The sequence below is a fragment of the Streptomyces sp. NPDC042201 genome (assembly GCF_055582185.1).
Genome location: NZ_JBVJDS010000001.1, coordinates 79,328 through 94,387, shown reverse-complemented (window position 1 = coordinate 94,387; position 15,060 = coordinate 79,328). Strand labels below are relative to the sequence as shown.

9 protein-coding genes are annotated in these 15,060 nt (G+C 63.9%); 2 read left to right on the top strand and 7 right to left on the bottom strand.

The features are described from left to right. Positions 1 to 356: 356 nt before the first annotated feature. From ACZ6MZ_RS00435 to ACZ6MZ_RS00425, 3 genes are all read right to left on the bottom strand, one after another. Positions 357 to 3,407, bottom strand: a complete 3,051-nt coding sequence (locus tag ACZ6MZ_RS00435) for a type I restriction endonuclease subunit R (protein ID WP_469348909.1) — start codon at positions 3,405 to 3,407, stop codon at positions 357 to 359. A 103-nt stretch (positions 3,408 to 3,510) separates the two neighbouring features. Next, entirely contained in the window at positions 3,511 to 4,161 is a 651-nt protein-coding gene (locus ACZ6MZ_RS00430) for a restriction endonuclease subunit S (protein ID WP_469348907.1), read from the bottom strand. After that, entirely contained in the window at positions 4,158 to 5,735 is a 1,578-nt protein-coding gene (locus ACZ6MZ_RS00425; protein ID WP_469348905.1) for a type I restriction-modification system subunit M, read from the bottom strand. The genes ACZ6MZ_RS00430 and ACZ6MZ_RS00425 overlap by 4 nt, the downstream gene beginning before the upstream one ends. A gap of 2,259 nt (positions 5,736 to 7,994) precedes the next feature. Between ACZ6MZ_RS00425 and ACZ6MZ_RS00420 the strand changes: the two genes are divergently transcribed. After that, positions 7,995 to 9,701 (top strand): tetratricopeptide repeat protein, encoded by a 1,707-nt coding sequence (locus tag ACZ6MZ_RS00420; protein ID WP_469348903.1) that lies wholly within the window; start codon positions 7,995 to 7,997, stop codon positions 9,699 to 9,701. 423 nt (positions 9,702 to 10,124) lie between these two features. Here ACZ6MZ_RS00420 and ACZ6MZ_RS00415 read toward each other — a convergent pair whose 3' ends face one another. After that, the gene (locus ACZ6MZ_RS00415; protein ID WP_469348901.1) at positions 10,125 to 10,673 is read right to left on the bottom strand and encodes a hypothetical protein; all 549 of its coding nucleotides are present in this window, start codon (positions 10,671 to 10,673) and stop codon (positions 10,125 to 10,127) included. A gap of 194 nt (positions 10,674 to 10,867) precedes the next feature. Next, entirely contained in the window at positions 10,868 to 11,173 is a 306-nt protein-coding gene (locus ACZ6MZ_RS00410) for a hypothetical protein (RefSeq protein ID WP_469348898.1), read from the bottom strand. A gap of 172 nt (positions 11,174 to 11,345) precedes the next feature. Between ACZ6MZ_RS00410 and ACZ6MZ_RS00405 the strand changes: the two genes are divergently transcribed. Then, positions 11,346 to 12,269, top strand: a complete 924-nt coding sequence (locus ACZ6MZ_RS00405; RefSeq protein WP_469348897.1) for an FkbM family methyltransferase — start codon at positions 11,346 to 11,348, stop codon at positions 12,267 to 12,269. 811 nt (positions 12,270 to 13,080) lie between these two features. Here ACZ6MZ_RS00405 and ACZ6MZ_RS00400 read toward each other — a convergent pair. After that, a complete protein-coding gene (locus ACZ6MZ_RS00400) occupies positions 13,081 to 13,533 on the bottom strand; it encodes an ATP-binding protein (RefSeq protein ID WP_469348894.1) in 453 nt (150 codons plus the stop codon). After that, positions 13,530 to 14,267 (bottom strand): GntR family transcriptional regulator, encoded by a 738-nt coding sequence (locus tag ACZ6MZ_RS00395; RefSeq protein WP_469348892.1) that lies wholly within the window; start codon positions 14,265 to 14,267, stop codon positions 13,530 to 13,532. Before ACZ6MZ_RS00395 ends, ACZ6MZ_RS00400 begins: the two co-directional genes overlap by 4 nt. Between the last annotated feature and the right edge of the window lie 793 nt (positions 14,268 to 15,060).

The following is a 15,060-nucleotide window of genomic DNA, read 5'->3' as shown; positions in this document are numbered from 1 at the left end:
GTGCGGGCCAGGAGGTCGAGGCCAACGCGCGTGGTAAGGACAAGGCGGCGGTGGAGGCCGCCTTCACCGAGGCACGTGCACAAGCTGTGGACCGCGCGCAGAACCTGGGGAAGTACGGCGACGTCGACGAGTGGTAGCGCCACGGACGCCCTTCCCCTGAGGGCAGGGGTGCAGGCGTTGGTATAGGACGACGTCCCATGCCAACGCCTGCACGGACCCCAGTTGGACCTGCTTCGCGGGTCTGCCACCTACATCACTGCGAGGCTGGCTCCGTGGGGGACTGTCCTGAAGCATTCTCCAACAGCTGAGGGCGTGGTCTTCGGCTGTCCTCGTCAGGATGGGTCTGGAATGCAGAGTCAGGACAGGCTGGAGAACCGGTCGAAGAAGGCCTTGAGTTTCTCAAGTACGACGGCCTTCTTGGCACCGTGGTTGTTGGCGCGGGCGAACCGGGAGACCGGGGGCAGGATCTTGGTGATCGCGGTGCCGCTGGTGGGGATCTCGCCGTTGCGGAAGGCGCCCTCGACGAAGGCGCGGGCGGGCTCAGGCTTCAGGTTCTCCTCGGTGATGATCTGTTCGAGCTCGTCGTGCTTCTTCTGGGCGATGTAGGCCTGCCAGGCGTCGTCGGTGTCGGTGCCGGCGGAGATGGAGTCGACGAACTCCATGACCAAGTCCTTCTTGTTGCGCAGCGACGCGCTTGCGTCGAGGGCGCGAGCGATGTTCTCGCGGGCCTCGAGCGCCTTGTCAACGCCGTTGCCCTTCTGCCGCTGGTACTCGCGTACCAGCATCAGGATGTAGTCAACGCCAACCTCGACCTGCTTGACCAGCTCGATCTCGAAGACAACGTCCTCACTTATGGACTCCTTGTCCCCCTCAGCAGTTCGGCGGAAGTCTTCGTACAGGTCCAGATAGACCGACTGGTAGTCCTGCAGCTGCCGTGGGGTGAGGATCTCGTGGCCGGTGAACTCGTCAAAGACGACCAGGATGTTACGCAGGCTCAAGATTGCGCCGAACAGCGTAATGAAGCCCTTCTGTGCCTGATCTCCAACGATCTCCTTGCCCAGAGGGAACCGGTCGAGCAGGTCGGCGATCTTCTGTTGGTACTTGGTGTGGTGTTCCCCGTAGGGGGCGATCTTGACGATGCTCGCCGCGTCCTTGTTCCCAAACAGCGCCAGGGCGTCGTCGACCTCATCCTCAAGGTCGCGGAAGCAGACGATGTTGCCGTAGCTCTTGACCGAGTTGAGGATGCGGTTGGTGCGGGAGAACGCCTGGATCAGGCCGTGGTGCTTGAGGCTCTTGTCCACCCACAGGGTGTTGAGGGTGGTGGCGTCGAAGCCCGTCAGGAACATGTTGACCACAATGACGAGGTCGACCTCGCGGTTCCTGAGCCGACCGGACAGGTCCTTGTAGTAGTTCTCGAACTTCACTGACGAGGTGTCGTACGAGGTGCCGAACATGTCGTTGTAGTCCTGGATCGCGTCCTCCAGGAAGTCGCGCGAGTCCTTGTCCAGGCCGTCGGGCTCGAAGTCTTCCTCGCCCAGCAGACCGTCGGGCGCGTCCTCGTTTGGGGCGAAGGAGTAGATCAGCGCGACCTTGAGGCGCTCGTACCGCTTGCTCGCGGCCTGGGCGGCCTGCTCCCGCTCACGCTGCAGCTTCTCGATGACGTTGTAGTACCGCTTGGCAGCGTCGATGGAAGCCGTGGCGAACATCGAATTGAACCCGCGCACGCGCTTGTCCTTGAGGACATACCCCTTGCCACGTCGGGTCTTCTGGTCGAAATGTTCCATGATGTACCCGGCCACTATGCGTACCCGGTCGGGGTGTAGCAGTGCGGACTCGGTGTCGATCGCGGTCACTTGCTTGTCGGGAGCCTGTGGGGCGACCTTGATGGTGTTGACGTAGTCGATGCGGAACGGCAGGACGTTCTTGTCGCCGATGGCGTCCACGATCGTGTACGTGTGCAGCTTGTCCCCGAAGGTTTGGCTGGTGGTGCGACGCTTCGGGTTGCCGCTGGTGCCGGCGTTGTCGGCGAAGATCGGCGTCCCGGTGAACCCGAACAAGTGGTAGTGCTTGAACGCTTTGGTGATCGTGGTGTGCATGTCGCCGAACTGAGAACGGTGGCACTCGTCGAACACGATCACCACGTGCTTGCCGAAGACCGGGTGCTGTCCGTTGCGCTTCACGAAGATCGACAGCTTCTGGATCGTGGTGATGATGATCCGGGAGTCGGGGTCCTCCAGCTGCTTCTTTAGCACGGCGGTGGATGCGTTTGAGTTGGCCGCGCCCTTCTCGAAGCGCTCGTACTCGCGCATGGTCTGGTAGTCGAGGTCCTTGCGGTCCACGACGAACAGGACCTTGTCGACACCGTCCATGCGGGTCGCCAGCTGTGCGGTCTTGAAGCTGGTCAGGGTCTTGCCCGACCCGGTGGTGTGCCACACGTACCCGCCGGCGTCGATGGTGCCGGTGCGCCGGTAGTTCGTGGACGTTTCGATCCGCTGCAGAATCCGCTCGGTAGCCACGATCTGGTAGGGCCGCATGACCAGCAGGTTGCGGTCGACGTCGAGCACGCAGTACCGGGTCAGGATGTTCAGCAGGGTGCGCTTGGACAGAAACGTTCGGGTGAACCCACGTAGATCTGCGATCCGATTGTTGTTGGCGTCGGCCCACCAGCTGGTGAACTCGAACGAGTTCGATGTCTGCTTACGGTGGCGCTTACCTGCTGCCTTGCCCACGTGCCGGTCACGAGTGGTGTTCGAGTAGTACTTCGTCAAGGTGCCGTTGCTGACGACAAACAACTGTACGTACTCGAATAGGCCCGAGCTGGCCCAGAACGAATCTCGTTGGTACCGGTTGATCTGGTTGAACGCCTCGCGGATGTCCACGCCACGCCGCTTGAGTTCGACGTGGACCATGGGTAGGCCGTTGACCAGGATCGTCACGTCGTATCGGGTAGCCCGGGTGCCTTCGGACTCGTATTGGTTGATGACCTGCAGCCGGTTGTTGTGGATATTAGCTTTGTTGATCAGTGCAACGTTCTCGAAGGACCCATCCTCCCGACTAAGGATCCGGACGTGATTCTCCTGGATGCGCGCTGTCTTCTCGACGATGCTGTCGTTGGCGCTGGTAATTTGCTCGGAGAAGAATGTCTTCCACTCCGCGTCGGTGAACGTGATCCCGTTCAGCGCCTCCAGCTGAGCTCGTAGGTTGGCCACGAGGCCGGCCTCGCTGGTGATGGTCAGAAACTCATACCCCTGCCCGCGCAGCTGCGCGATTAATTTTCTCTCAAGCTGAGCCTCGCTCTGGTACCGCTCTGAGGTTTCGGGGTCAGACTCATGCTCGGCGACGACGGTTGATTCATCGCTTATTGCGATCGGGTCAATATTGCAATCGGTACCAGGGCGAGTGGCCATGCTGTGGTCTTCTCCTCTAGGTCAGGAGGTGGTCACGGAAGGAGGTGCTGGCGACGCGCGGCGATATCGGCTGGAAGAACCTCGCCGAGTTCATCCAGGTCGCCTACTTGACCCGCTCCGTCTTGGGGAAGGTCAACAAGGCGTCGCGGTAGTGCACATATTGGCGCTGTCGGGCTTCCAGTTCAGCCCTCAGTTCAGCCTCCAGTTCGGCCTTCAGTGACGCCATCAGGGTGAGAACCTTAACGATTTCCTGCTGAACTTCCAGTGGTGGAACAGGAACCCTGATCTTCGACATGTTGACGCCAGAAACTCGAACCACCTTGGATTCGCTTACATACCGCGCTTTCTGTTCCTGGAAAGTGGAGGACTGGAACAGGTAGGAGGCGAACATCGGGTCGAAAGAATGACGGTAGATGTAGCAGTCATCATGAACCGCGACCTCTTCCTCGCCGAGCCATGCCACAGCCTTGCAGACGTCTTCGATATTCTCGCCAGTTGCTGCAATTACAAGGTCATTCTTGCGGGCGAGTCGGAGCGAACCTCGAAGATTGGGATTGAGGAACGCTACTGTCGAATCCGCTGCAGTGTCGTAGTCGGTGTAGATTTGCCCGTAGTGGATGCACCCAAGTCCCGACTCGACGTAGTCGTTCTTGGTGAACCGGCGTCCACGAATGAACTCGCCGGCCTCACCCAGCGGCCTGTACTCAACTCCGCTGGGGCAGTGCTGCTTGAACAGCTCGTCGATGCGGCTCACTTGGCTGTTTCCTCGAGGTCGGCGACGATGGTGTCGATCTGTGAGCGCAGGGCGGACTGGCGGGTCGCGATCTGCTGGATCTCGGCGTTCAGTGCTGTGACGTCGACGGCCTCGCGGGTGTCTTTCTCCTCGACGTATGAGGACACTGAGATGTTGTAGTCGTGCTGGTCGGCAATCTTGGAATTGTCGACCAGTCGGGCGAAGTGCTCGACGTTCTGACGGGTGACGTAAGCCTTCAGGATCTTGTTGCCGTTGGCCTCGGACAGTTTGTTCTTGTTGCCCTGGCGCACGAACTCGGCGGAGGCGTCGATGAACAGCGTCTTGTTGTCGGTCTTGGCCTTCTTGAGCACGATGATGCAGGTGCTGATGGTGGTGCCGAAGAAGAGATCTGGTGGCATCTGAATGATCGTTTCGACGAAGTTGTTGTCGATGAGGTACTTGCGGATCTTCTTCTCTGCGCCGCCGCGGTAGAGAACTCCGGGGAACTCGACGATCGCTGCGGTGCCGTTCTCGGCCAGCCACGACAGGATATGCATCGTGAAGGCTAGGTCAGCCTTCGACTTGGGGGCCAGCACGCCAGCTGGTTTGTATCGCTCGTCATTGATTAGCAGTGGGTTGGAATCGCCCGCCCACTTGGTGGAGTAGGGCGGGTTGGACACGATAGCTTCGAAGGGCTCGTCGTCCATGTGGGCGGGGTCGATGAGGGTGTCGCCGTGGGCGATATCGAACTTCTCGTAGTTAATGTCGTGCAGGAACATGTTGATCCGGCACAAGTTGTAGGTCGCCAGATTGATTTCCTGGCCGTAGAACCCCTGGCGGACGTTGTCCTTGCCGAGAACCTTGGCAAACTTCAGCAGCAGCGACCCGGATCCGCAGGCAGGGTCGTAGACCTTGTTGACCTCACTCTTGCCGACCACAGTGATGCGTGCCATCAACTCGGAGACCTCCTGCGGAGTGAAGAACTCACCGCCGGACTTACCCGCGTTGGAGGCGTACATCATCATGAGGTACTCATAGGCGTCGCCGAACGCGTCGATGGTGTTGTCGGCGAACGAGCCGAGATTCAGATCGCCAATGGCGTTCAGGAGCTTGCGGAGCTGCTCGTTGCGCTTCGCCACGGTCGGGCCAAGCTTGGGACTGTTTACGTCCAGGTCGGCGAACAAGCCCTTGAGGTCGTCTTCGCTGGCGGTGCCCTGGGCCGAACCCTCGATGTCCTTGAAGACCTCGTACAGGGTTTTGTTGAGGTTCTCGTCCTTGGCGGCACGCGCGCGCACGTTGGCGAACAGGTCCGAGGGCAGGATGTAGAAGCCCTTCTCCTCGACCGTCCCGTCACGGCCGAACTCGGCCTCGAAGTCATCCAGGTCGGCGTAGTCGAAGCCAGGATCTCCGGTGGCCTGGCGTTCCTGCTCGTTGATGTAGGCCGTCAGGTTCTCGGAGACGTATCGGTAGAACAGGATCCCCAGGACGTAGGTCTTGAAGTCCCAGCCGTCGACGCTGCCGCGCAGGTCGTTGGCAATCCGCCAGATGGTCCGGTGCAGTTCAGCCCGCTGGGCTTCCTTGTTGTCGCGCGTCACGTGCACATCCTTCCAGGTGGCACTGACACTTTGCTCGGGAAAGCGACGTTGGTGGAGCTGTGCAGCACGACTCCACTAAGGAAGGGATTGTCGAGACCGCTACGCGGTACTGCCTGGATGCCGAGGTTGCGGTTCCCGTGGCCAATCGGCGGAGCGTCTCGGGCACTGCCTCCACCGGGCCCGGTGGCATCACCGTTGGCCGGGAGATCCAGTACCACCACCTCAGCGCCGGCAGCGTGCACCGGAGCTAGGTCAACGCCGTGGAGTACAGCCCGTCTCCTTGTAGCTCCGGACGAAGGCGAGGACGAACGTGATCTCCTTCGCTGAGCAGAAGATCAACTACGCCTGCCGGGCGGGAGGAGATGGCTGGGCGGTAGTGACGGCCGGTCCCTTCCTGATCTCAGTCAGCTGACCGGCTTCACCCTGCTCCGCAGGCCGGTCTGGTGCTCCTTCGACCCGATGCGAATCACGGCTGTAGAGCACGCTGCTGCCTCCGTAGTACTGGGATGCCCGCCGTGGAGGCTCGGGCTGTGCGCTGGCTGCGGCCAGCTGATGCGGGGCTACGGGCGATAGTCGCAACTGAGACCAAAACTGAGACCACCAACGTCGTAGGGCCCCACCGCAAGCGGTGGGGCCCTACGACGTATTGCCCGGTGAGAGCAATGGCGGAGGATACGAGATTCGAACTCGTGAGGGGTTGCCCCCAACACGCTTTCCAAGTCTGTTGGGGGCTTGCTGGGTGTCGTTCGGGGCCGTTCACCTGCGTTCATGGCCGAGCCGGCCATCGTGACGCTAGTTCCTCTGAGACCCGCCTGAACGACCGCGGACGTAGATGAATGAGACGGAAACTGAGACGGTCCCGGCTCAGTCTTCGTCGTACAGCCAGTGCCGTGCATGCTCGATGGCCGCTGCTCGTAGTTCATCGGTCAGGTGGCCGGTGGAGGTCACCTCCAGATGGCTGTCTGGCGCACCGAAGGGCCTCGACACAGCGATGAATAGGCCTTCCGAGCCCATCCCTTCGAACTCCACGCTCCAGCAGCCGGTAGCCACGTCCGTGACGCGCACGACGTAGTAGGGCCGTCCGGCGAGAGTCGAGAGTCACGTCTCCCATGAGAGCAACCCCATGACGTTGAGCGTATGTCACGGGGGGCTGCGAGCTATTCGCCTTCTAATCCGTAGCTCTATCTGGATCGGTCAGCGACGGTCATAGCGGTCGCGTCGAAACCTCCGGGAGACACTGCCGGCCATGGGCGGTTGCTGCGGTTTCTGTAGTTCGCTGCTGTACGGCTACGCGAGTACCGCTCCAGTAGGGAGGCCTGCGCTTGGCTGGGCCATGATGTTCGACATGCTGCTCACCTTCGGCCCTGACCGCCAGACCCGCGAGTTCCAGTGCGAATGCTGTGACGCCCCAATCGAGCGTGTGTGGAACCACGTCTGCGCGGACGGTGCTCCGTACGCGGTCTACTTCGCGAACTGCTACCCACCATCAGGACCGAGACCACGACGCCTGGATAGACGTCATCTTCGGGACGTGGAACGCCGACCCTGACCAGTGGAATGATCACGTGACCTTCGCATGCCGAATAGGCCCGGTGGCGTGACAGTCAGAACCTGCCTCAACCCTGGTCGCTGCTGGGCTCGCCCACCCCGACGGCCCCTGTTCGGCACAAGGCTCGACCGAGAATTGGCCCTCCAACACCCTCGACTAAGCGAGTTCTGGCCGGTCTCTGGCTTCATTTTGGAGAATGGCCCCTTGGTACGCGAGCACATCTACGCTTGCTGAGCGAGGCTGAGAAAGAGAGTGGTTCGCTTTGGGCGATCTCCGACTTCCGCTTCCTCGTGGTGAGTGGTTGGTGGACGATGGTGGTGCTGGCTTTCTACGGGGAGGCGTGACGTGACACGGACCGCACGGTGGCTGTTGGTGACGCTGGGGGCCTTGGTGCTCTTCGGTTTCTGCGTCTGGCTTGGTGACCTTCTGCTGCCGTGGGACCGGCCGGAGCGCATCGCGACTGGTGCGGGTGCGGGTGCCGTCATTGCTGGCCTGTTGGGTGCCTGGGCAGCTTCGGTGCTCGGTTCGGCGTCGTCTCCGTCCCCTGGAGCTGGTCAGCAATCGACCGCGTCGGGGGAGCGTGCGGTGGCCACTGGCGATAACTCGGGCGTGATCGTGACCGGGGACGGGGGCACTGTTCAGCGATGAGCCTGCCTGGTGGCCCCACGGCTGGCGGGGGACGGTCGGCTGCGGTCGGTGGCAATAGCGGCGTGCTCGCCACCGGTGACAGCCCTCGGATCGAGCAACGCACGCTCGTCCTGCCTCCCGATGCCTTGAAACCGGCCCTGGCCGAGGACGCACTGGCGGGCCTGCATAATCTGCCGAACTTTGACAGCACGGTGTTCGAGGGCCGGGATGACGCGCTGAAGGCGCTGGCAGACCTCCCCTCGACGGGTACGGGGATCGTGGCGCAGAGCGTGCGCGGCATGGGCGGAGTAGGCAAGAGCACGCTCGTTCAGCACCACGCCGGACGGCATGTCGCGGCCGGGCAGGGACCGGTGTGGTGGATACCCGCCGAGTCACCCGAGGGAGTCGCCGCGGGGCTGGCGGAGCTGGCGGTGGCACTGAACCCGGTCCATGTGGCAATGCCGCTGGACGAAGCCGCAGGCTGGGCAGTGGCATGGCTGCAGGGCCGGTCCGGGTGGTTGGTGGTGCTGGACAACGTCGAAGACCCCACCCACCTACAGCCTCTGCTGGGACGCCTCTCCACAGGACAGGTACTCATCACCACCCGCCGCGATCTCCGGAATCGCGGCATGGGCACCGTGCTGGCCCTGGACACCCTGCATCCTCAGGCATCCCTGGCTGTCCTCCGAGGCCTCACCGACCGTCACACGGACACCGACACCCAACACCTCCACGACCTGGCCACCGAACTCGGCCACCTCCCTCTCGCACTGCAACAGGCCGGCGCATACCTGGCCCAGACCCGTACCAGTCCCCAGGCCTACCTCACCCGGCTCCGAGAAGACCCCGCCACCATTCTGGCCACTACCCCACCCGGCGACCCCCACCAGCGCACCATCGCCCGCCTCTGGTCCTTGACCCTCACTACCCTGCAGAACACCGACCCCAACGCGGTCCCGCTGCTCCGTATCCTGGCCTACCTCGCCCCCGCTCCGCTGCCGCGCAACGTCCTGGATACCGCACTGTCCAGCCGCGAGGACGTCGACCAGGCCCTGGGGCTCCTCGCCGCGTACAGCATGGTCACGCTCACGGACACCACCGTCACCATCCACCGCCTCCTGCAAACCGTCTTGCGCACTACTACGCCGGCAGCCCCACCAGCAGAAAAGCCACGCCGCTTAATGCCCTTCTGGCGGCGCTCAAAGCCGCGCCCGCTTCCACACGCGAACGACATCGCTGTGACCGTCCTGCTGCGAGCAGCCAAGCATAAGGATCCCAGCGAGGCCGGAAGCTGGCCGTATTGGCAGGAGCTCCTGCCGCATGTTCAAGCTGTCGCAGAGAGGCATTCGGCCCCTCAACCTGACGCCGAACCAGCGCAACTATTTGCGGTTACGGGCATTTTCTTGGTGTCACGGGGACAGGCCAGGCAAGCCCTGCCTTTCGCTGAGCGGGCGCTGGCGATCACCGAAGCCGCCCTCGGCCCCGACCATCCCGACACCGCAAACTGTCTCGGCAACCTCGCTGCCACGTTCGGCGGGCTGGGCCGCCATGCTGACGCGTTGTCCCTGGAGGAGCGGGCGTTGGTGATCGCCGAGGCTGCCCTTGGCCCCGACCACCCCACCACCGCAGTCCGTCTCGGCAACCTCGCTGCCACCTTTGGCGGGCTGGGCCGCCATGCTGACGCGCTGCCCCTGAAGGAGCGGGCGCTGGTGATCGCCGACACCGCACTCCGTCTCGGCAACCTCGCTCGCCTGCAAAAGGCCATCGCCGATAGAAACGGGAGCGAATAGTCCACGCCAGCGGAGCGGGTTTGGCGGGTGTCCTGCCCGGTTTGGGGTCGGGCATCATCAGGGGGCCGTACGCCGGCCGGCAACTCGGGCAGGCTGTGATCCTGCCCGGAATTTGAATGAGTGGCCCCTTGGTCTTGCTCGATGCGGGAACGAATCGGGGAGGTGGCTAAAGCCGTAGAGGCGACCGTCCCCGGCCACGACGTACCCCTTCTCTGAGGTCAGTTGGGCTTTTTGCATGTGTCGCAGGGCCAGGTGGACCGGGCCGGAGCGGGCCGGAGACCAGGAGCGGCGGCCCGGGGAGCCGGGCCGCGAGGATCCAGCGGTCAGCAACGGCACGCCACTGACCAGTACGAACACCACCTCGCGGGCCAACCAGATCGCTCCCAGGGAGGCACCAGGACGACGGGCGGTCGAAGGACGGCCTCAGCCCGTCGTCCCATCCCCATCCCGGCGAGCGGTCGGCAGCACTAGGTCCCGCTCGGGATGCTTCTCGCCGGTGACTTGCCCCTGAACCCCGAGATCCACCCGAGCGGCCTCGTGGAAGGCATTGATCCCCCGGAACGTGGCCCGGTTCAGCTCCCGCCACTCCTCCAGGGTGCCCGTCGTCTTCCCAGTGGCCAGCCACTCGACGGCGAGCGCCGCGGCGGCCAGATCGTGCGCGGCCTCCACCACGTCGTCGCCGCCGAGCAACATGACTTGCTCGAACGCCCGCCCGCGATACCGCTCGGCCTCGCCCATCTCCACTACCATCTCCGCCTCGGAGTGCTCGCTCCGTCGAAGCCCTTCACGATGCTCGTAGAGCTGCACAGCTAGGAAGATCGCAGCTCTCACGCGATCGACGTAGCCGCCATAGGCGTCAAGCTTCCGGTCGTCCCAACGCGTCAGCAACTCCCGCCGATGCCGGCTCCGTTCCGTCACGTAGTTGGTCAGATGCGTCGTCAACGCACCGAGCAACACGGCCGCGACAGTCACAAGTTGCTCGCCGGTCCCCAACCCATCCCCCAACCAACCGAGTCATCTAGATCTCTAGAGGATCTTAGGAGTACTCCGACCAGGGGGCAGGGGAAGAGCCGGAACAGTGCAGCTGGACTCAAAGGTGGGAGCCATGGCAAGTACGGGGAGACTCGCAACCACCGGGGCCTCTCGCGAGGGGGAGCTGAGGGCTGTCAGCCATAGGCCATGGCCATAACCAACAGCAGCACGTAAGCCTGCGGAAGAATCGCAATACCGAGCGCGGTTCCGGCGGCCAGCATGCGCAGTACTCGCATGGAGCGGCGGTGCGGCAAGAGCCAGGCGACCGCAAGCAGGGCCATGGCTCCAACGATCAGGAGCTCTATGCCGCTGGTGTAACCGTCTCTGAAAAACAAGCCGTACTCGCCAACAAGGAGCGGCAGGCCCGGCAGGGTGGCGACCATGGGAGCCTTCCACCACGTGTCGTGAGCGGAATAGAGCTGCGATTCGTCCTTGACCATGGTTCCCATCCCACCAACGCCGGCCGCCCAGGACATCGGGGAGCGTACTCACCCCCTCCACGCTCAGGTACTTATGCTTGCCCCATACCGGCAACCAGTGGACGAAGATCGTGCCGGAGGCCCCGCGAGCGGCGACACGGTTCGCGCTCCAACCGGCGGAAGGGCCAAGCAGATGATCAGTCTTAGCTCACAGACCCTGGTCATCCTTGGCCGCGCCTACGTTCGCTATGCCCCCGGGGCACTGGGTAAGACCTCACTGGCAGCGAAATACGTGAACCCGCAGTTGCGGGACAGTCCACGGCGGCGGGTTGTCCGGTCGTGGTTCGGGGCTCGGTTCGCCGTGGATACTCAGGACCTCATTCAGCGATACATCTACCTGTTCGGGGTGTGGGAGCCGCACATGACCCAGTGGCTCCGGAGCCGGCTTCAGCCCGGTGACACGTTCGTCGACGTCGGCGCGAACATCGGCTACTACAGCGTCCTTGCGTCCGGGCTCGTTGGGGACGAGGGCCAGGTGGTGGCGATCGAAGCCTCGCCGGACTTCCATCGGAAGCTGTTGCAGCAGGTGCAGCTCAACGAGTACGGCAACGTCCGGGCAGTCAACGCCGCCGTCTCCGACAGTCACAGGACGCTGACCTTCGTGCTGGCCAGTTCGGCGAACATGGGCGCGAACAGCATCGTCCCGTATGCCGGGCCGGCGGAGTCGTCGTTTGAGATTGAGGCGCGGCCCCTGCCGGAACTGCTTGAGTCCGACGAGATCGCCCGCGCGCGCGTGATCAAGATTGACGTCGAGGGGGCGGAGGGGCCGGTCGTGCGAGGGATAGTGCCGATACTCGACAGGCTGCGGCCGGACGCCGAAATCACGGTTGAAGTGACACCCGACCGGATGGCCCAGCTCGGTGACTCCGCCGAGGAGTTGCTGACGACGATGCGCGATCACGGGTTCAACGTCTACCGGCTCGCCAACGACTACGCGCCTGAAAGCTATCCCTCGGCGCTTCGCGGCAAGCCGGTTGTTCCGGTGAGGTGGCGCGGGGCGGTCGTTGAGGAGAGTGACTTGATCTTCTCCCGGATCGACGCGGAGACGCTCACCTGATCCCTTGAGTCACGGACACAGGACAGGCCCCCGGTCCGGCGAGACCGGGGGCCTGTGTGGCCACGAGGCAAAGCGCCGCGAGACCGCGGGCTGTCTCGCCTGCTCATGCCGACTCGCGTCAGGTTCTACCCTCGTCGGCTTGGTCTTCCCGCGTGGGCGAGGCGTCTCAATGCACGGCGCGCCCCTTCCTCCGTCTTCCAGTCGGGCGGGGATGTGCGCTCATACGCCTCCCGTACCGCGGCCATGCGCCGGTGGAAATCTCGGAACGAGACCTTGCGCTCCCACCACTCCTCGGCTGCAAGCAGGCACCCACCGAACCGGCTCAGGAGGGAAGGCTCCGGCGGATTGAGGATCCGCTGAGCGTTCCACTCCACACGCTCGTTCAGGTCCTCAGGGGCACGGTTACGCCTTGACTCGCGTCGGTCGATCAGGGCCAAGAACCCAAGCGATGAAGTGAGTCATGAGATCGACCCCCACTCCGCGCATGTGCATGGAGAAACCAGAAGCGGCAGGAAGAGCCCCGGGCTGATCGTCCATCTCAGCGCCGCGCCATGGTGCAGCAGGGAGAGAGCCACCGGTTCGCCTTGCTTCAGCTGGTCAGCGGCTGTCCACTGATTACGCTCAAGCCATTCGAATGCCTTCCGGGCCTCCACCGCATCGAGGCCCCCGGTCAGTGGGCGCAAGTCCACACGTAGCCAGGACAGCGCTCCCCCGGCACTCCGAACCTCGCGCGCTCTCTGCGTACCGGGTGCATCGGCCTGCGCCGAGGTGACAGTGAACTCGCACCAGAACCCCGCCCGAGTCCAGAAGCTCACGGTGCCCCCGGAGGGGCCGGCCGTTTGATCTGCGCCCATACCGTCTTGCCGACTACGCGCTCCGCGACTCCCCAAGCGCCGCCAGTCAGGGTGTCCACCAATTCCAAGCCCCGTCCGCGCTCCGCGTCGTCCTGTTCTCCATCGCTGGGAGGGGACAGTTCGGGGTGGCGATCCGCGTCGGCGTCGGACACCTCGACACGAATCACTTCGGGGTTCGGCACGACGACCAACCGCCACTGGCGACCAGGGAACTTCCGTGCGTGCGTGACCGAGTTCGCGCTCAACTCACCGACCACGAGCAGCACGTCTTCCCTCGTTCCCGAGTCCACGTCCCAGTTGCCCATGGCCTCTTCGAGCGCATTGCGGGCGAGGGGAACAGATCGAGCAGTCATCGGGAGTTGGACCTCGAACGAGGCTTCTGAGGTGGTGATGGCGTGTGACGTAGTCATCCTGCTGCCTCCAGTTCCTGGGTCACAGAACGCTTGGTGAAAAGGGCATCGGTGCGGTCGCCGGGCAGCACCAGGAGCGCCGCCTCCACCACACGGTCACTAGCGTCGGTCGACGTACGTTCCACGGCCAGGACGGGGGTCCTGGTGCTGATGTGCAGGGTGTGCGCCTCCCACGCAGTCGGGAAGCGCGCGGTGATCCGCTCGGCGGTCGCCGTCACCCGTACCCCCGCCCCGGACAGCAGCTGCCGCACGCTGTCGCCCCACGGCGACTCGTTCACGTCCGGCACACCGAGTCGAGCCACGGCACGAGGCACGTAGACGCGGGTCAAGCTGCGCGGTGACGTCCCTTGGCGGCTGATGAAGGCGTACTCGGCCAGGGGGCTGCCCGTCCGCACGGCCAGGAGCAGCGACAGTTGAGCATCTGCCTCCACCAGCGCGGTTTCGAGGCTGACGCTGACGGCGACGTTGGGTACGGGGCTCTGTCCGGCCTCATGCCTGTCGTTGGCGTATGTGATCCGCTGTCCCGGCCGTCGGATGAAGTTCCCGCTGCCGTGTCGCTTCTCCACCAGCCCCTCGCTCTGAAGAACCTCCAGCGCGTTCCGCAGCGTCGGTGTGCTGACCTTGTAACGCGAGGCGAGTTCCTGCTCCGCGGGCAGCCGCTCCCCCACGGACAAGGCACCTGCCGTGATCAGGCGCCTGAGGTCGTCCGCTACGTGCTGGTACCGGTTAGCCATGCGTCCCGCCTTCGCCAGGGGCCTGGGCCTCACTCAGGTGGCACGAGCACACGCAGTTCTCGTAGACGATCGGCACTGCGGCCGGGGAGGCTTTGAGTTCAGCCTCCTCGCACTTGACGTGCGTACCGACACGGCAGGCCATCGAGTAGTACGGCACGGCCATGGCGACGCTGGTCGGTTGCTGGTGACGGATCGACATCAGTGGACCTCCGCAGCGTTGAAGTACGGGTGGACCGGGAGCGCCCGGGTGCCCGGTCGGCGCCACAGCCGGGCTCGCTCTTCAGCCGTCAGTACGTACGGCCGTACGAGAGCGCTGTCTTCCGCGCGAAGCGGCGCGGCATGCCTCGGCCCGCGCGGCTGGCGCAGCAGCACCGACGCCGCAGGTGAAGTGCGTCGTTCGGTCCGGTCCGCGATCACGCAGTGCGAGCCGGCCCGGCGAGGTGAACGGGGAGGCGGTGAAGGTGGAACGAGCCGTCGTCTGGTCCATGCGGCAGCACGGCGGATAAAGTCGAACACGCTGATCAGCTCCCTATAGCTGATGGGTGTGCCCCCGGACGGCGTCATCTGTCACGGGGGCATTTCTGCGGATGGCGGCCCATGCAAGGCGACCGCCCGCGCTGCTGACGACCAGCCCGAACCAATCGGCTGCTTCCAGCACCGCTAAGAGCTCCTGCCAGGACCCAGCCGAAACCGAGCCCGCGACCTCCATCTCGATGCGCGTGTGGTCGTCGTGATTCGTCGTGCGCGGGGTGAACCCGGCAGCGGAGAGGCGTGTGGCCAGCTGGTCAGCACG